The 22,948-nt window shown below is 44.6% G+C and carries 29 protein-coding genes; 17 read left to right on the top strand and 12 right to left on the bottom strand.

Annotation, left to right across the window (positions count from 1 at the left end):
• The first annotated feature begins 23 nt into the window (after positions 1-23).
• The 3 genes from NF859_RS03205 to NF859_RS03195 are packed head-to-tail and all read left to right on the top strand — an operon-like array spanning position 24 to position 1,975.
• Positions 24-629 (top strand): HVO_0476 family zinc finger protein, encoded by a 606-nt coding sequence (locus NF859_RS03205; RefSeq protein WP_252743078.1) that lies wholly within the window; start codon positions 24-26, stop codon positions 627-629.
• Between the two features lie 49 nt (positions 630-678).
• Entirely contained in the window at positions 679-1,344 is a 666-nt protein-coding gene (locus NF859_RS03200; RefSeq protein WP_252743077.1) for a protein-L-isoaspartate(D-aspartate) O-methyltransferase, read from the top strand.
• Between the two features lies 1 nt (position 1,345).
• On the top strand, positions 1,346-1,975 hold the full coding sequence (locus NF859_RS03195; RefSeq protein WP_252742982.1) for an HAD-IB family phosphatase: 630 nt from the start codon (positions 1,346-1,348) through the stop codon (positions 1,973-1,975).
• Between the two features lie 88 nt (positions 1,976-2,063).
• Here NF859_RS03195 and NF859_RS03190 read toward each other — a convergent pair whose 3' ends face one another.
• Together NF859_RS03190 and NF859_RS03185 are read right to left on the bottom strand one after the other, a co-directional pair.
• A complete protein-coding gene (locus NF859_RS03190; RefSeq protein ID WP_252742981.1) occupies positions 2,064-3,179 on the bottom strand; it encodes an A24 family peptidase C-terminal domain-containing protein in 1,116 nt (371 codons plus the stop codon).
• 9 nt (positions 3,180-3,188) lie between these two features.
• A complete protein-coding gene (locus tag NF859_RS03185; protein WP_004066951.1) occupies positions 3,189-3,353 on the bottom strand; it encodes a class III signal peptide-containing protein in 165 nt (54 codons plus the stop codon).
• A 96-nt stretch (positions 3,354-3,449) separates the two neighbouring features.
• On the opposite strand from NF859_RS03185, the gene NF859_RS03180 reads away from it, so the two are divergent.
• Entirely contained in the window at positions 3,450-3,791 is a 342-nt protein-coding gene (locus NF859_RS03180; protein ID WP_252742980.1) for an ASCH domain-containing protein, read from the top strand.
• Position 3,792: 1 nt separating this feature from the next.
• Complete coding sequence (locus NF859_RS03175) at positions 3,793-4,362, top strand: ASCH domain-containing protein (RefSeq protein ID WP_252742979.1); 570 nt, start codon at positions 3,793-3,795, stop codon at positions 4,360-4,362.
• A 12-nt stretch (positions 4,363-4,374) separates the two neighbouring features.
• Here NF859_RS03175 and NF859_RS03170 read toward each other — a convergent pair whose 3' ends face one another.
• Positions 4,375-4,605 carry a hypothetical protein gene (locus tag NF859_RS03170; protein ID WP_252742978.1) on the bottom strand — a complete coding sequence of 77 codons (231 nt, stop codon included), beginning with the start codon at positions 4,603-4,605 and terminating at the stop codon, positions 4,375-4,377.
• A gap of 197 nt (positions 4,606-4,802) precedes the next feature.
• On the opposite strand from NF859_RS03170, the gene NF859_RS03165 reads away from it, so the two are divergent.
• Positions 4,803-5,513, top strand: coding sequence for a TIGR02253 family HAD-type hydrolase (locus NF859_RS03165; RefSeq protein ID WP_252742977.1), 711 nt, complete (start codon positions 4,803-4,805; stop codon positions 5,511-5,513).
• A 61-nt stretch (positions 5,514-5,574) separates the two neighbouring features.
• Here the strand turns inward: NF859_RS03165 and pgsA are convergent, their stop codons facing one another.
• Genes pgsA through NF859_RS03150 form a run of 3 tightly spaced genes read right to left on the bottom strand, consistent with a single transcriptional unit; the run spans position 5,575 to position 8,274 of the window.
• Positions 5,575-6,135, bottom strand: coding sequence for an archaetidylinositol phosphate synthase (gene pgsA / locus NF859_RS03160; RefSeq protein WP_252742976.1), 561 nt, complete (start codon positions 6,133-6,135; stop codon positions 5,575-5,577).
• Positions 6,125-6,667 carry a tRNA (cytidine(56)-2'-O)-methyltransferase gene (locus NF859_RS03155; protein WP_252742975.1) on the bottom strand — a complete coding sequence of 181 codons (543 nt, stop codon included), beginning with the start codon at positions 6,665-6,667 and terminating at the stop codon, positions 6,125-6,127. The genes pgsA and NF859_RS03155 overlap by 11 nt, the downstream gene beginning before the upstream one ends.
• Positions 6,664-8,274 carry a transglutaminase domain-containing protein gene (locus NF859_RS03150; protein ID WP_252742974.1) on the bottom strand — a complete coding sequence of 537 codons (1,611 nt, stop codon included), beginning with the start codon at positions 8,272-8,274 and terminating at the stop codon, positions 6,664-6,666. The genes NF859_RS03155 and NF859_RS03150 overlap by 4 nt, the downstream gene beginning before the upstream one ends.
• A 55-nt stretch (positions 8,275-8,329) precedes the next feature.
• On the opposite strand from NF859_RS03150, the gene NF859_RS03145 reads away from it, so the two are divergent.
• The 5 genes from NF859_RS03145 (at position 8,330) to NF859_RS03125 (ending at position 13,678) form a co-directional block, all read left to right on the top strand.
• Positions 8,330-9,106, top strand: coding sequence for a (R)-S-adenosyl-L-methionine hydrolase (locus tag NF859_RS03145; protein WP_252743076.1), 777 nt, complete (start codon positions 8,330-8,332; stop codon positions 9,104-9,106).
• Positions 9,107-9,109: 3 nt separating this feature from the next.
• The gene (locus NF859_RS03140) at positions 9,110-9,670 is read left to right on the top strand and encodes a nicotinamide-nucleotide adenylyltransferase (RefSeq protein ID WP_252742973.1); all 561 of its coding nucleotides are present in this window, start codon (positions 9,110-9,112) and stop codon (positions 9,668-9,670) included.
• Between the two features lie 10 nt (positions 9,671-9,680).
• Positions 9,681-10,148, top strand: coding sequence for a hypothetical protein (locus NF859_RS03135; protein ID WP_252742972.1), 468 nt, complete (start codon positions 9,681-9,683; stop codon positions 10,146-10,148).
• A gap of 64 nt (positions 10,149-10,212) precedes the next feature.
• The gene (locus NF859_RS03130; protein WP_252742971.1) at positions 10,213-11,952 is read left to right on the top strand and encodes an ABC transporter ATP-binding protein; all 1,740 of its coding nucleotides are present in this window, start codon (positions 10,213-10,215) and stop codon (positions 11,950-11,952) included.
• Positions 11,942-13,678, top strand: coding sequence for an ABC transporter ATP-binding protein (locus NF859_RS03125; protein ID WP_252742970.1), 1,737 nt, complete (start codon positions 11,942-11,944; stop codon positions 13,676-13,678). Before NF859_RS03130 ends, NF859_RS03125 begins: the two co-directional genes overlap by 11 nt.
• On the opposite strand, the gene NF859_RS03120 is transcribed toward NF859_RS03125, so the two are convergent.
• Complete coding sequence (locus NF859_RS03120) at positions 13,622-14,845, bottom strand: MFS transporter (RefSeq protein ID WP_252742969.1); 1,224 nt, start codon at positions 14,843-14,845, stop codon at positions 13,622-13,624. The two genes, NF859_RS03125 and NF859_RS03120, sit on opposite strands and share 57 nt — an antisense overlap.
• A gap of 178 nt (positions 14,846-15,023) precedes the next feature.
• Between NF859_RS03120 and NF859_RS03115 the strand changes: the two genes are divergently transcribed.
• Positions 15,024-15,335, top strand: coding sequence for an ArsR/SmtB family transcription factor (locus NF859_RS03115; protein WP_252742968.1), 312 nt, complete (start codon positions 15,024-15,026; stop codon positions 15,333-15,335).
• On the top strand, positions 15,332-15,622 hold the full coding sequence (locus NF859_RS03110) for a hypothetical protein (RefSeq protein ID WP_252742967.1): 291 nt from the start codon (positions 15,332-15,334) through the stop codon (positions 15,620-15,622). Before NF859_RS03115 ends, NF859_RS03110 begins: the two co-directional genes overlap by 4 nt.
• 9 nt (positions 15,623-15,631) lie before the next feature.
• Here the strand turns inward: NF859_RS03110 and NF859_RS03105 are convergent, their stop codons facing one another.
• Both NF859_RS03105 and NF859_RS03100 read right to left on the bottom strand, forming a co-directional pair.
• A complete protein-coding gene (locus NF859_RS03105; RefSeq protein ID WP_252742966.1) occupies positions 15,632-16,456 on the bottom strand; it encodes a GNAT family N-acetyltransferase in 825 nt (274 codons plus the stop codon).
• A gap of 102 nt (positions 16,457-16,558) precedes the next feature.
• The gene (locus NF859_RS03100; RefSeq protein WP_252742965.1) at positions 16,559-16,870 is read right to left on the bottom strand and encodes a hypothetical protein; all 312 of its coding nucleotides are present in this window, start codon (positions 16,868-16,870) and stop codon (positions 16,559-16,561) included.
• A gap of 447 nt (positions 16,871-17,317) precedes the next feature.
• Between NF859_RS03100 and NF859_RS03095 the strand changes: the two genes are divergently transcribed.
• The 4 genes from NF859_RS03095 to NF859_RS03080 all read left to right on the top strand — a co-directional run bounded on the left by NF859_RS03095 (position 17,318) and on the right by NF859_RS03080 (position 20,007).
• Positions 17,318-17,800 (top strand): nucleotidyltransferase domain-containing protein, encoded by a 483-nt coding sequence (locus tag NF859_RS03095; protein ID WP_252742964.1) that lies wholly within the window; start codon positions 17,318-17,320, stop codon positions 17,798-17,800.
• Between the two features lie 232 nt (positions 17,801-18,032).
• On the top strand, positions 18,033-18,551 hold the full coding sequence (locus NF859_RS03090) for a hypothetical protein (RefSeq protein ID WP_252742963.1): 519 nt from the start codon (positions 18,033-18,035) through the stop codon (positions 18,549-18,551).
• Positions 18,552-18,633: 82 nt separating this feature from the next.
• Complete coding sequence (locus NF859_RS03085) at positions 18,634-19,308, top strand: DUF257 family protein (RefSeq protein ID WP_252742962.1); 675 nt, start codon at positions 18,634-18,636, stop codon at positions 19,306-19,308.
• Between the two features lie 33 nt (positions 19,309-19,341).
• Complete coding sequence (locus NF859_RS03080) at positions 19,342-20,007, top strand: carbon-nitrogen hydrolase family protein (RefSeq protein WP_252742961.1); 666 nt, start codon at positions 19,342-19,344, stop codon at positions 20,005-20,007.
• Here the strand turns inward: NF859_RS03080 and NF859_RS03075 are convergent.
• From NF859_RS03075 to NF859_RS03065, 3 genes are read right to left on the bottom strand one after another with little or no spacing between them, the layout of a single operon-like run.
• Positions 19,990-20,454: a GNAT family N-acetyltransferase gene (locus NF859_RS03075; protein ID WP_252742960.1), complete on the bottom strand. Its 465-nt coding sequence runs from the start codon at positions 20,452-20,454 to the stop codon at positions 19,990-19,992. The genes NF859_RS03080 and NF859_RS03075 overlap by 18 nt on opposite strands.
• Complete coding sequence (locus tag NF859_RS03070; RefSeq protein ID WP_252742959.1) at positions 20,435-21,868, bottom strand: hypothetical protein; 1,434 nt, start codon at positions 21,866-21,868, stop codon at positions 20,435-20,437. Before NF859_RS03070 ends, NF859_RS03075 begins: the two co-directional genes overlap by 20 nt.
• The gene (locus tag NF859_RS03065; protein ID WP_252742958.1) at positions 21,849-22,946 is read right to left on the bottom strand and encodes an N-acetyltransferase DgcN family protein; all 1,098 of its coding nucleotides are present in this window, start codon (positions 22,944-22,946) and stop codon (positions 21,849-21,851) included. The genes NF859_RS03070 and NF859_RS03065 overlap by 20 nt, the downstream gene beginning before the upstream one ends.
• Between the last annotated feature and the right edge of the window lie 2 nt (positions 22,947-22,948).

Below are 22,948 nucleotides of genomic sequence, written 5' to 3'. Positions count from 1 at the left end.
TCCAAAGCTGCAAGGTGAGGAAAATGGAAGAGTATTTTGTATGTCCTGAATGTGGAAGCGAGGAAGTTGAGGTTATATCAGAGAGAGGGAGAGAAGTAAAGCTAAGATGCAGTGAGTGCGGTCATGTATGGCAGATCACATTAAGCAAGCTCATTAAAATCCCAATAATAGTTAGCAAACATGAAAGAAGCTTCAAGAGATTTGCGGAGCTTCCCGAGGACGAGGAAATAAAGGTAGGGGATATAGTTGAGATTGAGGATGATGAAGTTAGGATTACTGGAATCGAACTGGAAGAGAACAAACGGGTTGAAAAAGCCCTAATAAAGGACGTTAAGACGCTCTGGGGAGAAAGCCTGACCTACCCAAAAATAATTGGAGTTTCCATATATCTTCCCAAAGGAATTACGCAGTCATTCAAGGTCAAAGTTGATAGGGAAGAAGAATTTGCAGTTGGAGAAGTTCTGGAAGTTGGAGGTTACACCTTCAAGATAGACAAAATAAAAACGGAAAATAAAATGCTAAGGCATGGAAAAGCTAAAGCGGACAAAATTGTTAGAATTATGGGGAGACCTATAAGGGCAAGGGCAAGCAGGAGCCTTGAGATTTATAGGGGGTACAAAGGGGAATAATCTCCACAAACTTAAAATCCTTCTTTTGCAATTTTTATATGTGAAGGACATGGAAGAAGATGAGCTGTATAGGAAATGGATGAGACTTGTTGAGAACCTTGAAAGAGAAGGAATAATCAAGAGTGAAAAAGTAAAGAGAGCTTTTCTTCGAGTGCCGAGATATAAGTTCGTTCCTGAGAGGTATAGGGCATATGCTCACGTTGATGAACCTCTTCCAATTCCCGCAGGTCAAACAATAAGTGCGCCCCACATGGTCGCTATAATGCTGGAGCTTGCCGAGCTGGAGGAGGGAATGAACGTCCTTGAAGTGGGAACTGGAAGTGGGTGGAATGCTGCTTTGATTTATGAGCTCGTTAAACGAGATGTCTATACAATAGAGAGAATTCCAGAGCTTGCAGAATTTGCCAGAAGAAACCTTGAGAGAGCAGGCTACAAAGATAAGGTGCACGTAATCGTTGGCGATGGAACTAAGGGGTTTCCACCAAAAGCCCCCTATGACAGAATAATCGTTACCGCCGGAGCTCCCAAAGTTCCCGAACCTCTGATAGAACAGCTCAAAGTGGGAGGCAAAATTTTAATTCCTGTAGGAAGTTACCACCTGTGGCAAGAGCTCCTTGAGGTTATAAAAATAAGTGAAGACAACAGGGTAAAGATAAAAAACCATGGTGGCGTGGCATTCGTGCCTCTAATCGGAGAATATGGATGGAGGGAATGAGATGTACCTCATAGCGTTTGATTTAGAAGGAACCTTGGTAAAATCCAAATCAAGCTGGGTTGAGCTTCATAAAAAGTTTGGTACGTGGGACAAAGGGAAAGAATACGCAGAAAGGTTCTTTGCTGGGGAGTTTGACTATGCAACATGGGCAAAGTTGGACGCTTCTCTCTGGAAAGGGAGAACAAAAGATGAAGTTATGGAATGGGCAAATTCAGTTGAGTATTTTGAAGGTGTGGAAGAGCTTTTTCAATTCTTGAGAAAGAGGAACTTTAAAATTGCAATAATCAGCGGCGGCCTTAAATGCCTTGCTGAGAGGGTAGGAAGGGAACTTAAGGCTGATTTTGTGTATGCAAATGAGCTTGTCTTTGACGAAAAAGGCAAGATAACCGGAGAAGTTCTTCCATGGGTGGACTTCAGAAACAAAGGGGATATATTGCTCGAGCTTAAAGAAAAGCTCAAGCCAAAGCTGACCATAGCCGTAGGTGATGGGCACAACGATATAGCCATGTTCAAAGTTGCGGATGTGAGCATAGCTATTAACCCCCATGAGGGGGTTGAAGGAGACTATCTTGCGAGAAACCTATATGAAGTAAAGGAAATCATTGAGAAAATTCTAAAAGAAAAAGGGTAGGTCAGAGAAGGGCGTGTTCATCACAATCAGCAAAGCAAAAGCTCATCATCCCTTTTCTATATTAAATTCTGCAAGGTTTTTTAAAAGTTTAAAGCCCTGAACTTTTTAGCACGAGCCACCAGAATAAGTCGCCGTAAAACACCGATATTAAGAAGCCCAAAAATAAGGCCGGTGCAAAGGGCATCGCATTCCTTACAACAAATTCATCTTCCAACTTTCCTTCGTTCACAAGAGCTTTGAGGGTCTCTATGTCCTCTTTTCTGAGCCCTTCAGCCGTTGGTGAGGCGATTAGTTTGTCGTATTCAACTCTCAGCGCATTTAGGTTAAGAGTTTTCAAAGCCCTAATAACCTTGTCAAAAGAACTTTCTCTGTCTCTATAGATTTTGCCGTCCTTTTCATATATCCACTCGCCGAGGATGTCCCATTCCTTAAGCTCATTAGCAGAAACTTTTTTTGTCAATACTTCCTCCCTTAAAACCTTTACAAGGGAAAAGAACACCTTAAAGGTATAAAATGTTGCGGCAAGTTTCAAATAGCTGTAGATGATTTCCGGCGTTTTAAATGCACCATAAGCAAAAAGCATTAACCCAACGACATCTCCAACCTTTTGCAGTTTTGCTAAGATAACTATCGCTATTGCCCATATTAAAACCCCAAATTGAGGAGGAATAGCTCTCCCGACAATTCTGAGAATCACAAAAGCCGCGGATATCCAGAGGGCAAGCTCAAAGGGCTTGAGCCATTTATCGATGAAAATCTCCTTTAATCGAGTAGTTTTTCTCCTTATTACTAACACTGCGAGGGAATAAAAGAAAATGAAGGGGAACACAGCAAGTATGCTGTTAAATAAGAGGGTTATGCCGTGCAGGGGATATCTTACCGCATACGGGGGAACTATCTTTGCATAGCTTGATGCGTACGGAAAGAGAGCTGAGTAGCCCATTAAGATAACAACGTCCCCACTTGCCCAGCCTCCCATGAGATAGAGCAGATAACCCAACAAAAATCCGATGGCGAGTCCTATTAATCCGGAGAATGCGTAGAAAACGTCATGCTTTACGGCAATCCCATAGTAAAGATAATAAAGAATCCCAATCCCGGCAATTGGAAAAACGTGCTTATCATCTATAAATCCAGTTTTTATATCAGTGTAAGAGGTTAGAATACCCATTATAACCCCGAGACCTATTAAAAAGAGCTCCATTGAACCACCTCACAGAGTCTCAAGAATCTTGTCCTTTACGGTATCGATGTATTCAGTTACTGAGGAGTTTAATGCCTGAACACTTGTGAAAACAACTCTTATGGTTACCATAACCAGTATCAGAACAGCAGCCAGTATGAAAAGATACTCAAGTGCACTTTGAGCTCTTCGCATTTTATCACACCAAGTATATTTAGCTCTCAAATGATTTAAACCTTTTCATTTTTGTGCAATCTTTTTAAGGCATCTACTCCACTAACTAAGGGAGCAATGAAAGTGCACAAACTATACGTTAGGGATGAATATCTTGAGATGATAAAAAGCGGAGAAAAGCGGATCGAGGTTAGAGTAGCCTATCCACAGCTAAAGGGGATCAAGCCCAAAGATAAAATACTATTTAACAACGAAGTTCCTGCGGAGGTTATCTCAGTTAAAAAATATGAGACTTTTAGGCAGGTTTTAAGGGAGGAACCCATAGAAAAGATTTTTCCAGATAAGCCCAGCTTTGAACAGGCTGTGAAAAGATTCCACAACATGTATCCAAAATGGAAGGAGAATCGCTATGGAGTAATTGCCATAAAGTTCCGCCTCCTAAGACCAAGGAGGGAATAAAATGAAGAATCTAAAGTTCGATGGAAAATACAAAGATATGCTCCTTAGCGGGAAGAAAAATGCCACTATAAGGATGGGCAAAGTTAACCTAAAACCAGGAGATGAGGTTCTTATCCATGCAGGAGGTTATGTTCTTGGAAAGGCTAAGATAAAGAGAGTTGAGAGGAAGAAAGTTTCTGAGCTTACTGATGAAGACGCTGTTAAGGACGGGTTTAAGAACAAAGAGGAGCTTTTGGATGCCCTTAGAGAACACTACAAAAACATAAAATCTGACACGGAGGTGACTATAATTGAATTTGAATTCACAAAGCTGCTGGATAAGCCCATATTGTCGGCAGATTTTCCCTATGAGGGCAACAATCCAATCGAGATAGCAGAGCTCGCATTGAAGCACTTGGAAGATTTAAGTTTTGAAGAGGTTGCACTTTTAAAGCTCTTTTTGCAGTCAGGCAGCCTTAGAAAAGCAGCTTATAAGCTTGGAGGGCTCAACAAGAGGTATAAAATCCGAGAAGTCCTAAGGAAAGCTTATGAAGAACTTAAGAAGATGGGCATTATGGAGCCGAAATTATGAATTAATTTGGCTTTAGGGCTGGAAAAGTTTGTTTCTTGCTGAATATTTTACTGGATATATTTTAAACTTCTCACTTCCAATTAGATGATGCAGCTCTCTCTTGAACTCCTCCAGCTCTCTGCCCTCTTCAAATCTTAAAACTGCTATGAAGTCGTATTCTCCGTACAGCCAGTGACCTTTTATTGGAAGTTTTTCCAATACCTCGTCTCTAACTCCCCATATCAGCAGTACAGCCTCGAGCACAATCACCCCCTTCGATTATATTCTCTTGCTCTATAAATACATTTTCCAAGATTTTACGTTTAAATGGCAAAATCAGGCAAAAGTATTTTCATTTAGTTGTCTTTTATCCAACTATATTTCACGCTTGTTAGATATTTAATCCCTTCACAATAAAGGATTTTTAAGACGAGAGACAATTTTTGTATTGGTGATAAGTAATGATAAAGGCGGTGTTTTTTGATTTCGTTGGTACGCTGCTCAGCAAGGAACATGAAGACATTACCCACCAGAACATAATAAAAGAAGTTTTGAGAGGGGTTAAAGCGGAGAACGTTGATCCAGTGGAGATATGGAAAGAATACGAAGCTCTTACAAGTGAAAGATTTAAGAAATTTGCAGGGAAGCCCTACAAACCAATTAGGTTGCTTGAGGAAGAAATTATGCAGGAGCTTGCTAAGAAATACAATTTTGAAGTCCCTCCCAAGTTCTGGGAAATTCACCTTAAAATGCATCAAAAGTATGGGAAACTCTACGATGAAGCCCTCGAAACTCTAAAAACCTTAAGAGCCAATGGATATCATGTAGGACTCATCACGGATTCTGACAATGACTATCTCAAAGCCCAACTAGAAGCCTTGGGTATTCTAGAACTCTTTGACAGCATAACAACAAGTGAGGAGGCAGGTTTTTACAAACCCCACCCACGGATATTTGAGTTAGCTCTGGAAAAGGCAAATGTTAAAGGAGAAGAGGCAATATACGTTGGTGATAATCCTCTTAAAGATTGTGTAGGCGCTAGGCAGGTTGACATGGTCAGTGTTCTGCTGGATAAGAAGGGAAACAAAAAAGAGCTGTGGAAAGAGTGTGAATTTGTTATAAGCGACCTTAGAGAGATAGTGGTAATAATTGAAGAGCTAAACGGTCAGTAACGGCAGGGATCTTCACAGCTCCGCTAGCGAAATTTTCATCATCCCGTTTTAGCTTTTCATCTCAACTTAATCTTTTCTTTGCTTCCCACAATCTTTGGAATGCCGTTATCCATGCTAAAACTGCAACGGCATAAACACCAATATCGACCCTGTTGAAAAGGGCTGTCACAATTATTATGAGGAGCCTCTCTGCCCTCTCAGCTATTCCAATCGCGAGAGTACCGCTTCCAGCAAGTTCCGCCCTGCATCTCTCGTAACTAACCAAATATGAACCTATGAGCGCAATAACTGCAATCTCCCATTTTACCAACCCTCCATATGCGATTCCAAACAGCACTGCCCCATCGCTTATTCTATCGAAGGCTGAGTCCAAAAATGCTCCAAACCGTGAAGTTTTTTCTGTAAGCCGTGCCAAAGTTCCGTCAAGGGCATCTACAAGTGATCCAAAGAGCAGTACTAATGCGGCAATCCTCTGAGAGCCTTGGGCAAAGAAATACGCCCCCAAAAGAGATATCAACAGTCCAACAAATGTAAGCTGGTTGGGGGTAATTCCTATTTTAGCTAAAGGCTTTACTATGGCCTCTAAGTATCCCTTAACGTTTGAGCGGTATCTATTCAACATCTCCCTGCTCCTCCAGAGATATTACCTTCTTCCCTTTTTCTTGCGGGATTATCTTAACCTTTGCATTTTTGAATTCTTTTTTAAGTCCTTTTCCCTCAAGAAGTCTATCGAGAAACACCGCCAATGCTGCAACTTCGCTGTGGGGCTGATTCCCAACAGCCACGTTGTAGTGGGCAATCTCATAAACTTCCCTCGGGACTTTCTCAGCACCAACAACAATCAAGATGTCCTCCTTCTTTGCCACTTCCCTTATCTTTGGGATAGCTTCATCAATGTGTATTCCATACATAGTTAAATGAACTATCTTTCCTTTCCACTCTCTCAAAATCTGCCTCCAGTGTGGGTTGAATTCAATCTCAAACGGCCCTCCCCAGCGTTTTACAACGTCTGTAACGCTCTCATACACATGCTCATCCTTTTCGGCTGCTATTATGATTTTATCCGCTCCAAAAGCCCTCGCAGTTAGGGCTACATGGGTTGTTATTCTTTTGTCCCTTTCCGGCCTGTGTCCTAATCTAAGCACTACTATCATTTGTACACCTCCATCAGGATATCCCAGTACTCTCTAAAGTTTTCTGGCCATGGCTTGTCTTTATAAAATTTGTATAGTGCATCAACGTTTTTTGCAAGATTCTTCGGATCAGCCTTCTGAAAGACAAGGTTTAGTTCTCTTTCAGGGGCAGAAGCAAATAAGAAAAGGGTGAATATACGCTCGTTTTGATTCATGTTGATCAGCACCACTGATAATTTTGGCTTTACTGTAGGGTTAAGTCTTTCAGAGACGACCTTCTTTAAGGAGTCCTCTATATTGGCCAAGTACTCGGGGCTTACATCCACGTGCTCGTGCTTTTTTTCTTCTTCCGGTGCTTGAGCTACAAGATTGTATATCCCATTTGTTACCATCTGATAGATTTTGGGGAAATATGGGGTTGCTATGTATTCTTCTCTCGAGCCAAAGAATTCTCTCTTGAAGTCTACAACATACCATATCCCCGCTGAATAAAACTCTGAAATTGCATTCTCCGTGCAGTCTTCCCCGTTATAGAGTGTTACAACCCTAGCCGGAATATTCAAAGATCTTAAAATCCCTGTAAAAAGAAGTGTGCCCTCTTCGTAGCTTATCTTATTCTGGGGAAGTATATTAGAGGGGTTTGTGGTCGTTGTGATGTCCCCAAAGGTGTATCTGCTTTTAATCATATCATAAACTGCCTTCGCAGCTTCAATCTCTGAGGTAGCGTTTTTCACAAGTGAAAGTGATTCATTCTTTAATAGTTCTCGGTTTATCTTAGATGTAGAATTGAATTTTTCTTTCCAAAATCCATCAACGAGGTAAGGTAGCTCTATCCAGTAGTACTCCTCACTATATGCGAGTCTTAAAGTGTCGTCATCATAGTTCCACGGTCTCCAAAGAGTTTTGATGAATCTGTTTTTAAGCTCCCTTTTCTCCTCTCCATTTTCAGAGTAGATTACGGAGATAGTTATATATCCCTCTTCTGGCATGTAGGGGGCTTTGATTACATAAATCAGCCCATGTTCTTCCCCAGGAAGAATATTTGCTGGAACCTCTGGCTCTCTGACAATTTCCATGCCATCTAATAGATTCAGTGAGATTCCCCTAAGTGTTATGGGAGCGTTGCCCGTATTTTTTAGTGTTATCTCAACTCTAAATTCACTACCCCCTTCAACTTTCTCTGGAGAAGCAACGCTTGCACTCAACACCCCAAATAAAGGTATCTCGCTTTCTTTTTCCACGACGTTTATTATCAATTCTTTATAGAATCCACCCCATGTTCTCTGAAGTTCATCCACTATCTCTACGGATGCTTTGAGTATATATCTACCGGGATTTGAAGGAGCCTGGACTATCCATATAAGCTCTGTGGTCTCACCTACTTTGAGAGGTGCCTGCAAAGAAGGAGCTTGAAGTACCCTAAAGTCCGGGTTGTTAAGATACAGGTTAACCCCAGTTATCGCGACTTTTCCAGTGTTGTTGACCTTAACTATTATATGAAAAATATCCCCCTCCTTAACGGCGCTTTTGTCTGTATTAATCTCAACTTTTGCCGGTTCCTTAACTAAGCATCCAGAAGAGAAAATCAGAAGAATGAGCACGATTGGAATAAATTTTAAATACCTCATGCTTTCCCCCAAAGTTCTTTTAAAGATAAACCTTAATAATTTTTAGGTGGTGCCAGTGATAACTCTAACTACAGATTTCGGCATTAAAGGGCCCTACGTGGGAGAAATGAAAGGTGCCATTTTGACAATAAATCCAGAAGCAAAAATAGTTGACATTACTCACTCGATAACACGTCACAGCATTGTTGAAGGCTCTTTTGTTATGGAGCAGGTTGTAAAATATTTCCCCCCAAATACTATCCACGTAGGGGTTATTGATCCAGGGGTAGGCACCGAGAGGAGAGCAATCATAATAGAAGGTACACAATTCTTAGTACTTCCCGACAACGGTTTAGCAACGCTTCCCCTCAAGTGGATACAGCCAAAAGCGGCATACGCAATAGACCTCAAAAAAATGGAAAATATCATAGGAAGGAAGATAAGTTCGACTTTTCATGGGAGAGATGTGTTCGGTCCTGCGGGAGCTCTGCTCAGCCTTGGGTATGAGCCTTCTAGGTTTGGAAAAGAAATTGACATAGAAAGCATAATCAGGCTTGATCTAGAGCCCAAAAAACAAGAAGATTACTGGCTTTTGAAGGTTATCTATATCGATGACTTTGGAAACGTCATTCTAAACCTCGAGAACTATGAACGACCGAAATACGTCGAGATTCTGGGAAGAAAAATTCCTTATTTGGACACCTATGGCAAGGTAAAACCTGGAGAGTTGCTTTCTCTTCCAGGGAGTCATGATTATCTTGAGATAGCGGTTAATCAAGGTTCAGCTGCAGAGCTTTTGGGACTGAAGGTTGGGGATGAAGTGAAGGTAAAACTACTCCATGAGGAGGGATAGATAATGAGGGGTCTTTTCGTTGGTAGATTCCAGCCAGTACATAATGGACATTTGAAAGCCCTCGAATACGTTTTTGAGCAGGTTGATGAGGTTATAATTGGTATTGGAAGTGCTCAGGTTAGCCATACTTTGAAAAACCCATTTACAACAAGCGAAAGAATGGAGATGCTTATAAGGGCTTTAGATGAAAAAGGAATTCCGAGAGGAAAATATTTCCTCGTTGCTTTGCCAGATATAAACTTCAACTCTATTTGGGCTCCGTATGTAGAAGCAATGGTGCCGAAGTTTGACGTAGTCTTTACCGGTAATTCCCTTGTCGCACAGCTTTTTAGAGAGAGGGGTTATAAAGTAGTAGTTCAGCCAATGTTCAGGAAGGATATACTCTCTGCTACAGAAATAAGGAGAAGAATGATTGAAGGCGAACCATGGGAGGATCTGGTACCAAAGAGCGTGGCGGAATATATCAAAGAGATCAAAGGGGTTGAGAGGATAAGAATGCTCGCAACGGATCTTGAAAAGAATGAAAAAGAACTCCAGGCACCTATAAGGATTCCGGAGTTTTGAGGCGAAGTAAATGAGGGGAAAGCCAGCTCTTATGGTGGCATATTCCCTCTTTGTCTTTTTCGTCGAAACCTACTTTGGAATCGGCAACTGGAAAGTTGTCAGTCTCTACATGACTACTCGAAGAGTTGGACAGGATCCCTGTGTCGCGTTTTACTGTGTAACATCCACTTGGATCCTTGCAGTTGGGTTCTTAATAATACCTCTCATTCTCGGTTATTTCATCCTTAGGCGCTATGGTTTGAAGGAACATGCGGGAAGCCATCTTCTCTTTGGGTTACTTTTACTTCCAGTTGGCATCTGCAAAAAACTATATGGTGAAGGCTTTGTGATGATGCTCATCTTCCTCTTCCTTGCAACTGGTCTTTTGTACCTCCTCCAGCGGGACTATTATGAAAAACGCATTGACGAGCTCGCTCTGGTGGTTTTTACATGGTTTGTAACAACATCGGCACTGATGGTCAAGCCCTGGGCATGTTGAAAGCTTTATCAGATGGACATCTTAACCGACAAATATTTATAGTAGCGGACTCAATCTTTCCACCATGAGCGACTCAGTGCGGCAACTCAAAAGACTCCTGAGCTACCTCAGAGACCACAAATTCCACTTCGTAGGCGGCTTATCCATAGTCCTCCTTATGTCCTACACTAACGGCGTGATTCCTGTCCTCATAAGGGAGGCCATAGACCAGGGTGTAATCACCGGCGAGTATCGGGTTGCTATCAGGTACGCTCTCCTCGTGCTTCTCGTTGCTATCCTCAACGGGGCCTTCAGCTTCAGCGGGAGGTACCTTTTGGTTAAGGCGGCCCAGCACGCCGTCTATCATCTCCGTATGGACGCTTTCAGGGCAATCCAGCGGCACAGGATGGAGTTTTTTGACAAGACCTATTCCGGCCAGCTCATAAGCAGGATAACCAACGACACCGAGAGGATAACGCGCTTTTTATCGTTCCGTGTAAGGATGTTCGTCTATTCCGTCTTCCTCATCATTGTCTCGCTCTACTACATGGCCCGCATGAACAGGGCCCTCACCGGTGTCGCTCTCCTCACGATAGCCCTCGTGGTAGCTTTGAACACAACCTACGCGAAGAAAGTGAGGCCCATATACGACGAGGTGAGGCACCAGACGGGAGTTATAGCCTCGGTCTCGACGGGCAGCATAGCAGGAGTTAAGACGATAAAGGCCCTCTCCGTAGAGGAAGAAATCCAGGGGAAGTTCCAGGAGGAGAACGAGGAATTATACACGCTCAACGTCCAAGCCACCAAGATAACCGCCCTCTACGGAAATGCGCCATTCCTCGTGATGGGGATAGCGATGAGCGTCATGCTCTACTACGGCGGAAGGGCGATAATGGGCCAGAACCTTACCGTTGGAGAACTCACCGCCTTTCTAACGTACATGCTAACCATGACGTGGCCCCTTAGAGCTCTCGGCTTCACCATAGGCGACATCCAGAGGAGTCTTGCCGCTGCCTCAAGGCTCTTTGAGGTTATCGACTCCGCTCCGGCCGAGGTTGACCCGCCTGATGCCGTCGAGCTCACCAACCCACGCGGGGAGATCGAGTTCAAGAATGTATGGCTCACATACCACACTGGAAAGACCGTGCTAAAGGGACTGAACCTGAAAATAAGGCCGGGCGAGAAAGTCCTCATAACCGGGCCGCCCGGAAGTGGGAAGAGCACCCTGTTAAAGCTCATAGCGCGCTTCTACGAGCCGAAAAAGGGGGAAGTCCTCATTGACGGCGTGGACGTGAGGAAGATAAAGACGGCCTGCCTGCGGAAAACAGTCGCCTATGTCCCCCAGGAGCCCTTCATCTTCAACAGGAGCATAAGGGAGAACATAGCCTTAGCGAAGCCCGACGCGAGCCTTGAGGAGATCATCAGAGCTGCCAAGATAGCGAAAATCCACGACTTCATCTCCTCGCTTCCCGATGGCTACGACACCGTTGTCGGCGAGAAGGGCGTAACACTCTCCGGCGGCCAGAGGCAGAGGATAGCCCTGGCGAGGGCCCTTCTCCTCGAGCCCAAGATAATCCTCCTCGACGACCCGGTCTCGAACCTCGACGCAAAGACCGAGGAGAGCCTGATCGAAGACCTTAGGGACATCCTCGAAGGCAAAACCGCCGTTATCGTCTCCCAGCGCCTTTCAATGGCGAGGCTCGTGGACAGGGTCATAGTTATGGTCGATGGCAGGATCGTTGAGGACGGGAAGCCTGAGGAGCTGGCAGGGAAAGGAGGCCTCTTCAGCGAGATGCTTGGCAGGGGTGGGTGGAATGGCCAGTGACTCGTCCCTCGCGCTCCTTAGAAGGTTCATAGGAGAGGCCCTGTCCCATAAACGGACCCTCGCGATAGTCGTTGCGAGCATAGTGGGCTCCGCCCTGGCCACGCTCGCTCCCCCGTACATCCTGAGGATAGCGATAGACCGCTACATCCTAGCTGGCAATTATTCGGGCTTTCTGATTGTGGCTCTGCTCTACCTTGCCTCCCTCGTGGCCCAGTGGTTCTTCGCCACGCTCCAGATGTTCTACATCGAGATCTTTGGCCAGAAAGTCCTCCGAGACCTGAGGGCGAGGCTCCACGAGAAGGTTCTCCGCTCAAGTCTGGACTTCTTCAAGGACAAATCGACCGGAGACCTCGTTTCGAGGATAGTGAACGATACCGGAATAGTGAACGACGTCCTCGTCTCGGGCCTTCTCGGCAGCCTGGGAAGTTTGCTCAGCCTCATAGGCATAATAATCGCCATGCTCCTTCTCGACGTGAAGCTGACGCTTGTGACCCTCACGAGCGTCCCGCTGATGGCCATCGTCGCTTACTACTTCGGCGGGAAGATGAGGAGGGCATACAGGGAGACGAGGCAGAAGATAGCGAGGATTTCGAGCGTCGTGGAGGAGAGCGTCGCTGGTGTGGAGACCATAAGGGCCTTTGGAAGGGAGAGCGATGTAGAGAGGGAGTTCTCGAAGGTCTCAAGGGAGACCATAAAGGCCTACTTGAGGGTGGCCGTGTATATGGGCCTCTTCTGGCCTCTCATGAACATAACCAGCCTGCTCTCGGTCATAGTCGTCATAGCCTACGGGGGATATTTAGCCTACCAGGGCGCAGTTAGCGTGGGTGTCGTCGTTGCATTCATCCAGTACGCCCAGCGCTTCCGCGGGCCGATAAACGAGGTCATAGGCCTCTACGACAGCCTGCAGTCGGCTTTGGCCGCGCTTGAGAGGATATACGAGGTTCTGGATGACGAGAACGTTGAGGACTACTCTGGAAGAGAAGTGGAAAGGCTGAAAGGTGAGATTAAGTTCGAGGACGTCTGGTTTGAGTACGAGAACGGCGTCCCCGTCCTCAAGGGGATAAACCTCCACATACCTCCCGCCACGAAGGTGGCCGTTGTCGGAAAGACTGGAGCCGGAAAGACCACGATGGCGAACCTGATAATGCGCTTCTACGACCCGACGAGCGGCAGAGTGCTCTACGACGGAATCGACGGGCGGGAGATCAGTAGGAAGAGCCTGAGGAAGAGAATAGGCTACGTCCCGCAGGAGACATATCTCTTCCCGGGGACGATAATGGAGAACATCCTTATGGCGAACCCGGAGGCGAGCGAGGAGGACGTGATAAGGGTCTGCAAGCAGCTTGGCGTCCACGAGTTCATAGAGAGGCTCCCGCAGGGCTACAACACCTCCGCGGGAGAGGCCGGAAAGCTCCTCTCCGTTGGGGAGAGACAGCTTATATCCCTCGCGAGAGCACTTCTAAAGGATCCGGACATAGTTATCCTCGACGAGGCGCTCTCAAGCGTTGACCCGAAGACCGAGAGGCTGGTGCAGGATGCCATGCTCAGGCTGATGGAGGGCAGGACGAGCATCATAATCGCCCACCGCCTCGGAATAACGCGCTTCGCCGATAAGGTCGTGGTGGTTGACGATGGAAGAATAGTGGAGGAGGGTTCTCCGGAGGAGCTGTTAGCAAAGAAAGGCCACTTCTACAGGCTCTACACATCGCAGATGGGCGAGGCGTGAGTTTTTTACTTTCTTCTCGAAATCCATAAGTAGTAACAATCCAGCCGCTATGAAGCCCACAAGGCTTGCACCGTAGGGCAACGTTGGGTGAATGCTCGCAAGGAAACCTGCCGCGACCGGTGTTACGAGTCCGAGAACCTTCCGGTAGCTCGATATCGCCGCGTGGAACTCTGTTGTCCTCTCCTTTGGAATGAGCTTGAAGAGCCACGAGCGGTAGAACGGGAACCACAGCGCGTTGCCGAAGTCGCCAACGGCGTAAACGGCCAGGACTAGCCAGAAGGATGGAGAGAGCGCCATCACGAATGCGTAGAAGGCGTTGAGGAACATCCCAAGGGCTATGGCATGGAAGCCCTTTTCCTTTGGAACCCTCTCGCTGGCGTAGGTGCCAGCTATTCTCATCAGACTGCTCGCAACGGTTATCAGCGTTGTCTCGAAGACCGTCTTGTGGAGAACGAAGACAATGTAGTTTATGAGGATGAACTCCGGCGCAAGTCCCCACGCGAGCGTTAAGAGGGTCTCAAACGCGATTAGGCGTTTAAACTCTCCAACCCTGAATGTGAACCCTTCCGGGCTTATCCTCTCCTCCCTACCAACGCTCGGGAGGAAGAGCCAGAGGTAGGCAACAGTCACGACAGAGAGAAGGCCGAAGAAGAGGAAGGTCAGGCGGTAGTGCTCCGGCTTGTTGTACACATACCCGAGGAGGTAGCCCATTATCGGAAAGCTCACTAAGGTGGCTATCTCAGGCAGGCGGAGGTGCCATGCAAATATCTCCTCATACTTGTCTTCAGGGTAAATTATCTGCTCGTAGGCCTGGTAGAGAGGGTAGAGGAGCGTGGAGAGCTTGTCGATCACTTTTCCGCCGAAGAGCATCAGCGGCGCTATTGCTCCTTTGGCAAGGCCGTACATTACGTATGCTATCCCATCGAGGATGTCTATCGCTATCAGGCCCTTTTTGATGTCCCAGCGGTTGAAGAGCCTGCCGAAGAGGTAGGTGAGCGGGATCGAGGCGATGTTGACTATCGTGAAGAACGCCCCGACTTCGAGAACGGAGTAGCCCGTCATCATGAGGTAGAGGGGGAAGAGCGTCCAAGTTATGAGTCCAGGCGCTATGAGTGCATGGTATATCATGTAGGTCCTGGCTTCCCTAGGAATCTCGCTCCAGCGCATAAAGAACCCCTCTGAAGGCTTAAAGCGTCGTGTTTTGGGTGAACAATTTTTAAATAATTTTCGGCAGGAGTAATGGGAGCATCCTTGAGGGAACTTAAATAGCAGGGTCTTGTATGTTTTTTCCATTCTCAAATCTTGAACGAATTACCGAAAAATTTATATGTAATCATTTGATTACATGTTATCAAGTGATAACATGGATGTGGAAGAACTGGCAAGAATACTTGATGGGCTGGGACATCCACTAAGGCTCAAAATTGTGGGGGTGCTTGCCAAAGAGAACAGACCAATGTACCTTAATGAGATAGCCGTAGCACTGGGAATAAGCAGGGCCCTTGCAAAAATCCACTTAAAAAAGCTTGAAAAGGCGGGAATAGTTAAGAGCAGAGTCGTGATAGATGAAAAACGAGGAATAGCCTTGAGGTTTTATGAACTTGTCCCGTTTGATATTAAGGTCTCTCCTGATATCCTGAAGGAGGTGGTTGGATGAGAACGAGAGATGTGATTATTTTAGCAAGTTGGTTAGTCGCAATAGTTCTGTCTACAGTAATAATCCTGAAAGGGGGCGCAAACTACCCGAACATCGGCATTGCAATACTATTGTTCCTGATGGCGGCAGGCATCTCCTATTCTGTTGGCTACTCTTTGCATGACAGGGAAGAAATTAAAACGGCAAATGAAATCTCCAGACTTGTTTCAAAGCTAGAAGGTATTGAAAAAAGGCTTGAAGCAATAGAAGGGAAGGTAGAGAAGGTGGAAAGGTTTTTGGAGGAATGAAATCTTTTTTCAAACTTTTAACTCCTTCCTGAACACCAACACATTGGGCTCCTTGCAGTTGTCCCAGACCTCAAAGCCAAGCTCTCTGAGGGGCTCAAGTAATTCCTTCCTTTCTTCGGGCACCATAATTTCAATGTATTTTTGATTTGCGTTCAAAGCTTCTTGTGCCATGCAGGGGAGGAGTTGTTCTACATATGACTTTGAAAGGTGAAACGGTACAAAAGCACTCTCAGAGTCTTTGGGCATCATGAACTTGGCTCCGCCGCATTCTTTGATAATAGCTTTTTCCCTGAGCCAGTCTAAAGCTTCCGGGACTTTATGAACGAACTTCCATCCCACGGGAATATACTCCTCGTATTCAAGCTCTTCTAAAGAGGTTATTGTGCTGTCGGATGGCTTTGAAGGTTTAATTCCTTCTACAGCTTTCCCCATAATGTAGTAGCGCTTGACGATCTTAAAACCATCTTTCTTTGCCATTGCTATGCTCTCCTTGTTGAGGAAATAAGTCGAAAACTCCAGAGCGTTTATGATACCATCTTTTGCAAGTCCCCTTCCTTTCTGTATCATGAAATTGTGAATCATTCTTCCAAAGCCCTTGCCCCTGTAGTTAGGGTGTACTCTAAGCCCTTCAAGCCACCCGACCTTATCGGGTAAAAGAGTCAGCTTTGCCGTTCCGATGACTTTTCCCTCAAGTTCAAGAACGTAGAAGTTCCCATCTTCTACCCAGCTATCAAAAACCCTAGCAAGGTAGTCTTCACCTTCCCATGTTAGCTTTGCTATCTCTTCGATGAATGGCTTGTCCTCAGGCCTAGCTTCGCGAATTATAGGATCCATATAATCCACCGGTCGAATATCTTTACTCACCCTTTTAAGCTTCATGCCCTAAAAAGATGGAAATTTTGAGGTGTAAAAAATAAAATGAGAAAAGGGATATCCTCACTTTTTGGCCATTGCGAGCAACATTCTCCATACCCTAACAGTGTATTCGGATGTGGGTGGATAGCTCTGCACGACCTCCACTATCTCCGCGTTCTTCTTAAACGTCGGAGAGTCCTCTAACACTTTCTCTAGCACTTCTTTGTTTGGTGCTTTCCACAGTGTATAGGCACCAAAGTCTGTGTTGTAGCTTGCAAGGAACTCTATACCATTGGGCAATGAGGGTATCCGCTCAAAGAATTCTGCGGCCTCTTTTACAGCGTTTAAGAGCTCTTCGTTCGGGTATCTGTGAGTTATGAGGTACATTGGCATCTAAAACACCTCCAAACTTTTCCTCAATTTTACACACTGGAGGGAGCATCCAGAAGAGGAGAGCATATTGTACTTTTGTGCTCCAGCTTTTTAACACTCCCCTTCTTGTTGGACTTTTAATTGAAAGTTGCACTTACTATATATAAAGTTTTTCCTTGAATTAAGTATTACTTATTTGCGTATAATTTTTACATATAACAACACACAGGCTTTCGAGATTTAGCTTACCTCGATCTTAATTACATCCCAGCTCTTCCAGCCATTATCTCCGAGGACAACTATGTAGAGGTAATAGATTCCTGCTTTTTGGGCTGTTGCGAATTTGTCCAAATCATAGCGATCTTGCAGTGGAGCATATAGTAGGCAGTATCAAGGTTTTGAAACGCTTATGCGGTATCCTAAAAATCTTTTTATAAAGACCAGCCTTAATCCATTTAGGGTGTTGAAATGATTCCCCGAAAACACCTCGAAGTCCTCCGCAGGTTATATGAAAGGTTAAGCCAAAGCGACGTCACCTGGGCGGTTACGGGGAGCCTTGGCTTTGCCCTCCAGGGCGTTCCAGTTGAGCCCCATGACATTGACATCCAGACAGACAGGGAAGGGGCATACGAAATTGAAAGGCTCTTCTCTGAGTTCGTGGTCGAGCCTGTCAGGTTCAAGGAGAGCGAGAAAATCCGGTCTCACTTTGGAGTGCTGATGATCGATGGGGTTAAGGTTGAGATAATGGGCGACATACAGAAAAAAGTCAATGATGAGTGGGAAGAACCAGTAGATATAAACAGATACAAAAGCTTCGTAGAAATTGAGGGCATGAAAATCCCCGTTTTGGATTTAGAATATGAATATCAAGCCTATCTCAAGCTTGGGAGAATTAAAAAAGCGAAGATGTTGAAGAGGTTTTTGGAAGAAAGAAAATCTCATTTGGAGTAAATCCTAATGTTCTAAATCCAGCCTTTTTATTCCTTCAACGACCGTGACCATGAAGTTTCCCAACTTCTCCCTCTACGAGAACGTCATCTCTGATAGGTAGTTCTTTTGAGTCTTTTCATAAACATAAAAAAGGTTCACCAGCAGATTGGGGGTTTTAAACATGGCAACCTTGAAATTACACAATGCAAAAGGCTTTTTAAATCTTTATCAAGGAACTAAATTTGGTGGTTGCATGAAGAAGGGCTTGTCTTTCCTTCTCATAACATTACTCTTAGCTTCAGCCTTTTCAACATATTCTTGGTGGCAGTGTAAAGAGAAAAATAAAGAGATGTTAAAAGATACCTATACGAAATTTGAGATAAACAGATGGGAGCTTGAGCATATAGGGGCGAGTTTTGAATATCTTCTTCAGAACAATGCCTCTAATGAGGTTATCTTCCTTTACGCCGTGAACTACAGAGATCATGTGTATGTTGTTAAGAACTTGTTTGAGTTCCTTTGGTCTCACTCTAAAGATGAAAGGGAGAAATTCTGGAAACTTAGAGTGGCGATGTCAAATCTGGAGGTTTTCTTGAATTCCGCCGCCTTTAAGCCACACGAGGAACGAAAAATGATGCTAAGTGAAAACGTTGAAACGCTGAAACAGTTCGATATTTTGTTCAAAGAACTCAACAAGTACCGAGATCCGTTTGATATTCCTGATGAGCTTGCAGAAAAAGCATTCAACCTAAGTAAACAGCTGAAGTGGTAGCTCCCACGGTACAAGGTGTTTTGACTTTTGATCCAAAAACTAATAAATAATGAACCTAACAACTATACAATGGTGGTATAAGGTGGAGATCGCAATGACCGAAGGTGCTAAAATATGGGAGTCAATTGTTCCGGGAGAGAGTGTCTTGATAGAGTACGATTCACTGACACTTCCCTACAAGGGGTTCTACTACTTGCTCACCTGGGCCAGAAAAAAAGGCTATGACGTAATGATCATTGATATTCTCGATACTCTATCCTTGTACAAAACCCAGATAAGCCTTGCAAACTTGGAAACGGAATTTTTTGAGAACTTAAAGGTCATTAAAGTTGGTGGTCGCTTAAACGTAGGCAAAGTACTTGCTAGGCTACCCGCGAGTGATATTCCAAAGCTCATTAAGGATTTTGAATTAACTTGCACTCCCTACTTCTCCCAAAATGAAACCAAACAAACCATCGTTGTTGTTTTAGGCTTATCTAGAGTGTTTTTGCTTGCTGAATCAAAGTTTGAAGCCCTTATGCTCATTGACCTTCTTGTGAAATACGGGAACTCCCAGAAAAAGACTATATTTTACTTTGTGAACATGGATGTCTTGGGTGATGGTTCCAGATACGTAATGTCTCTCTTGGAAGAATTGGCAACCACTGTAATAAGAGCTGTGAGAGCAAAAGATGGGGAAGAAACCAAGCCATACGTGTATGTTATGGTTTTAAAGGCTATTAACACAGAGACGGAGGGCTTTAAACTAAAACTCTAGCACTTTTATTGTTTAATTTTTCTGGTGTGTAAGGTGAAAGTTGTCCTAATCTCGATGCACGTTGAAGATGGAAACTTTGAGACTAACTGGAAGGAGTTCAAACAGAGGTTTAAAGAGGCATTAGAGTACAATCCAGATATCTTGGTGTTTCCGGAGTACTGCCTAACTGGCTTTAGAGAGTGGGACTTCGGTGGAGCAAAGCTATATGATGAAATTGTCGAGAGAGTGAGCACTCTTGCGAAGAATAATGCTGTGTATGTAATCTTTGGGCTCTTGGAACCGTATAAGAACTGTGTTTATAACTCTGCTCTCTTGATAAACCGTGAAGGAGAAGTTATTCTTAAGCACCGGAAGTTTCAGGAACCAATGAAGTTCTGTACGGGCAATACAGTGAAGACCGCTAAGACTGAGTTCGGTAAGGTTGCAATCATCATCTGTGGTGATCTTTACAACAAGCGCATAGCGAAGTGGATAAGAAAGAAAAAGCCCGATTTTCTGTTCGTACCCATGGAATATTCACCCGAGAGCGGAAAGATAAGTGAAGAAGACCTTAAGGCAATGTCCGAAAGGGCTAAACTACTTGGTGTTAAAACTTTCATTGTGAACAGTTACCCTCCGGGCGGGACTTGGGTGTTTGATGAGAGCGGAAATCTCTTGAGCCAAAGTAAAGGAGATAAGCTCTTAATTTTTGAAGTTTAGCAATTTCTCCATTATAAGTGCTCTTCCCTTGTATCCCCTTTCTTCGTACCATTTTACTGCAGGGTTATCAACTTCCACCCTAAGTACAACTTTCTTTGCTCCCTTCTCTCTTGCCCATGCTTCAGCTCTTCTTAAAAGGGCTGAACCGATTCCAAGCCCTTTTGCCTTTTTAATAACTTCGATGTCGTAAATGTAGGCTATTTTAACGTAATCAACAGTATCGAGGGTCAAACAAACCCAGACATGGCCCAGTAGCTTTCCTTTCTCATCGAGGGCTGCGAAGAACTTGTGTTCTCCATGTGAAAGGAGCTCTCTAAAGAGTTCTTCGTGCCTCTTTGCGAAGTCCTCATAGGGAATGGAAAAGCGAACGAATGAGTAGCTTATTTCCCTGTCAAGCTTTTTGATCTCTTCCAGATATATCTCCCCGTCAACTATCGTGTACTCCATGAAGCACCTCCTCCCTTGTTATTTCAACCCATTTGCCTTCCTTTAGATAGGCATATCCTTTTGTATACTGCTCAAAGATTGAGTATATCCTCTTCCTGAACTCCAGGGGGATGTTGTCGAAGTGAGAATTTCTATCATCGAAGTGGAGCATCTCCACGTGGTCTCTCCTCTTCCCGCTTAGCGGAAAATTGGGGGTTCTCTGCTTTATTAGATAGAGTGAGTGCTGGAGTTCATCTTCGTCAAGTCTAACTTTTCCTTTCGCTATCCTCTTGGGGAGTGTTTCTATATGGTGTGGTTTGTATTTGATGAGCTGGGGATCTATTCCATTGGCGAGCAGAAAAGTTTGGATACCATTACACTTGAAGCATGTGCCACAGGGGACATAATCTTCACCCTCCTTGTGAACTGAGTGACAGCTCCTCTGGAGTTTAAAGAGCTCCGGATAGCGGTTGTAGAGGATTCTCTCAACGATAAGTCCCGTTATTGGTCTTACGGCAGACCACTGCCTTATATTTAAGCCCCTCTCGGCGAACCATCTCGTCATATACTTGTCGAAGAACTGGCTCTGGTCGAGGACGGCATAAAAGTGAGGTATCCCATGGAACTCGTAGGTGAGACCTCTTGGGTCGTCATATTCGTTGCCTAGCAAAACATTTCCTATGTTGTACTTTTCAATTAGTGGCAGGAAGGAGAAGACGTAATGCTCAAAGAAAAATAGCCTTATCGGATATACCTCAGCCTTTGGCTTGCCTACGTTTTGAAGTATCTTCATGTGCTTTTCTATAAATGTGTAAAGCCTGTCCACGTTGCTCCACACTTTCTTGGTATTTGGCTCATGCTCCTTGAACCACTTGTACGCTGTTAGGGCAACTTTCCAGTGTCCACCGGATTCGTTGAAAAAGAATGGATAAACCTCGCACCCGATCTCCTTCATAAGCCCATAGGTGAGAAGGCTCTCCTTTCCACCACTAAGCATTACAGCGCATTTGTTGTAGCCGGGAGTTAGTTTTACATTTTCCTCTTCAACTCTTTCCGGGACAACCTCCGCTAAAGGCTGCGGTTTTATCTCTTTGGGGATGAACTCTTCCCTGACAAATCCTGTCCTCTTGTATATCCTGTTCACAAGGATATCATTTGCAGTAAGCCCCATCATATCCTTAAAGAACTGCAGGTCTCTTGGATCGAGGGGAAAGTTAAAGAAAATTTCTGGGGTGAAGAGAGCGTAGTTTATCGCTGGAGTTATGACCATAAGCTTTGCGAAGACTTCATTTCTGGGAATTTTTTCTTCGTAGGTGTGAATGAGCCTAAATTTTTCCTCATTTCCATCAATAGAAATTGTATAAACGGAGGAGATCCTCCGAGAAGAGAGCTTTGGCTTTTCAATGGATATGTAATCAAAGCATTTGAGAGGCATTTGCAGTCACCTCTTGCTGGGCCACTGCTTTTAAGTGTTCTGCGTCTTCAAGAATTGCCTTAACTATGTCTTCGACACCCTCATATAGAGGTACTCTCGTTAGAATTCCGTAAGTTGCTTCTATTTCCCTGGCTTTTTGGATAGCTTCTTCCTTCGTAAGTCTTTCAGAGTTTATTGTGATAGCTATTGGCTTCTTACCAGAGAGGAGTTCAATCAGCTGTATGTACCTCTCTAATGGTGGAATTTCGTACTGAGGGAAGTCATCGAAGAATTTTCTTGCCGGGGCATGCTGGAGCACAATGTAGTCTGGTCTACCTGAGGCTATTAACTCAAATCCACCTGGATAAGCTGGGTGGAGGAGAGAACCCTCTCCGTGTGTAACAATAACATCCGGATTTTCTTCTTTCCAAGCTCTCCAGATAACGTCCTCAATAGCCCCTGCAACGAAGTCGTTTACTATTGAGTCCATTACTATGCAGTATTTTGCCCCTTGCATCCACCCTGTTTGTCCCATTGCCACAAAAACGCTCTTCTTTCCAAAGTGCTTAAATGCCTCATGAAGCATTATCGCGGTAGTTCTTTTGCCTATTGCACCATCAGTCCCCAGTACGGCGACTTTTATGGTCTTGACTTCCTCAATTTTTCCTGTGAAAGGAATTTTTAGGTCTCTGTATATCTTCCTTACATCTATCAGCTGAACCTTGTACCTTTTGGCTAAGCGAGAAAATTCGGGATCGTCGCTGAGGAAGTTGTGGAGACCATTAACTATGTTCATCCCTCTTTTTATTGCTTTTTTTATAATCTCCTTGTAGAGCGGAGGCAAATATCCGCCAGGAGTTGCCACTCCAATTATGAGATACTTAACATCGGGATTCTCTGCAACTGCTTCCTCGAAGCTTCCGTAGATGGGAATGTTGCGGGGTATTCCATCCAAGACTTCTCCAGCGTCCTTTCCAGCCAAAGTGGAATCTATTACCCCCACAATCTTAAACCTCTTAGAGTATCTAACCAACCCATGGGCAGTCTTTCCATCGCTTGTGTTGTATCTTCCTTCTGCAAGAATCAAGGCTTTCTTCATTT

The organism is Thermococcus alcaliphilus (assembly GCF_024054535.1).
Classification (GTDB): Archaea; Methanobacteriota_B; Thermococci; order Thermococcales; family Thermococcaceae; genus Thermococcus_A; species Thermococcus_A alcaliphilus.
This window is presented reverse-complemented; position numbering and strand designations above follow the sequence as displayed.

Bases quoted from the DNA above. Each gene is read 5' to 3' on its own strand.
- NF859_RS03205 (WP_252743078.1), top strand. From the start codon at position 24: ATGGAAGAGTATTTTGTATGTCCTGAATGTGGAAGCGAGGAAGTTGAG.
- NF859_RS03200 (WP_252743077.1), top strand. From the start codon at position 679: ATGGAAGAAGATGAGCTGTATAGGAAATGGATGAGACTTGTTGAGAAC.
- NF859_RS03195 (WP_252742982.1), top strand. From the start codon at position 1,346: ATGTACCTCATAGCGTTTGATTTAGAAGGAACCTTGGTAAAATCCAAA.
- NF859_RS03190 (WP_252742981.1), bottom strand. From the start codon at position 3,179: ATGGAGCTCTTTTTAATAGGTCTCGGGGTTATAATGGGTATTCTAACC.
- NF859_RS03185 (WP_004066951.1), bottom strand. From the start codon at position 3,353: ATGCGAAGAGCTCAAAGTGCACTTGAGTATCTTTTCATACTGGCTGCT.
- NF859_RS03180 (WP_252742980.1), top strand. From the start codon at position 3,450: ATGAAAGTGCACAAACTATACGTTAGGGATGAATATCTTGAGATGATA.
- NF859_RS03175 (WP_252742979.1), top strand. From the start codon at position 3,793: ATGAAGAATCTAAAGTTCGATGGAAAATACAAAGATATGCTCCTTAGC.
- NF859_RS03165 (WP_252742977.1), top strand. From the start codon at position 4,803: ATGATAAAGGCGGTGTTTTTTGATTTCGTTGGTACGCTGCTCAGCAAG.
- pgsA (WP_252742976.1), bottom strand. From the start codon at position 6,135: ATGTTGAATAGATACCGCTCAAACGTTAAGGGATACTTAGAGGCCATA.
- NF859_RS03155 (WP_252742975.1), bottom strand. From the start codon at position 6,667: ATGATAGTAGTGCTTAGATTAGGACACAGGCCGGAAAGGGACAAAAGA.
- NF859_RS03150 (WP_252742974.1), bottom strand. From the start codon at position 8,274: ATGAGGTATTTAAAATTTATTCCAATCGTGCTCATTCTTCTGATTTTC.
- NF859_RS03140 (WP_252742973.1), top strand. From the start codon at position 9,110: ATGAGGGGTCTTTTCGTTGGTAGATTCCAGCCAGTACATAATGGACAT.
- NF859_RS03135 (WP_252742972.1), top strand. From the start codon at position 9,681: ATGAGGGGAAAGCCAGCTCTTATGGTGGCATATTCCCTCTTTGTCTTT.
- NF859_RS03130 (WP_252742971.1), top strand. From the start codon at position 10,213: ATGAGCGACTCAGTGCGGCAACTCAAAAGACTCCTGAGCTACCTCAGA.
- NF859_RS03125 (WP_252742970.1), top strand. From the start codon at position 11,942: ATGGCCAGTGACTCGTCCCTCGCGCTCCTTAGAAGGTTCATAGGAGAG.
- NF859_RS03120 (WP_252742969.1), bottom strand. From the start codon at position 14,845: ATGCGCTGGAGCGAGATTCCTAGGGAAGCCAGGACCTACATGATATAC.
- NF859_RS03115 (WP_252742968.1), top strand. From the start codon at position 15,024: ATGTTATCAAGTGATAACATGGATGTGGAAGAACTGGCAAGAATACTT.
- NF859_RS03110 (WP_252742967.1), top strand. From the start codon at position 15,332: ATGAGAACGAGAGATGTGATTATTTTAGCAAGTTGGTTAGTCGCAATA.
- NF859_RS03105 (WP_252742966.1), bottom strand. From the start codon at position 16,456: ATGGATCCTATAATTCGCGAAGCTAGGCCTGAGGACAAGCCATTCATC.
- NF859_RS03100 (WP_252742965.1), bottom strand. From the start codon at position 16,870: ATGCCAATGTACCTCATAACTCACAGATACCCGAACGAAGAGCTCTTA.
- NF859_RS03095 (WP_252742964.1), top strand. From the start codon at position 17,318: ATGATTCCCCGAAAACACCTCGAAGTCCTCCGCAGGTTATATGAAAGG.
- NF859_RS03090 (WP_252742963.1), top strand. From the start codon at position 18,033: ATGAAGAAGGGCTTGTCTTTCCTTCTCATAACATTACTCTTAGCTTCA.
- NF859_RS03075 (WP_252742960.1), bottom strand. From the start codon at position 20,454: ATGGAGTACACGATAGTTGACGGGGAGATATATCTGGAAGAGATCAAA.
- NF859_RS03070 (WP_252742959.1), bottom strand. From the start codon at position 21,868: ATGCCTCTCAAATGCTTTGATTACATATCCATTGAAAAGCCAAAGCTC.
- NF859_RS03065 (WP_252742958.1), bottom strand. From the start codon at position 22,946: ATGAAGAAAGCCTTGATTCTTGCAGAAGGAAGATACAACACAAGCGAT.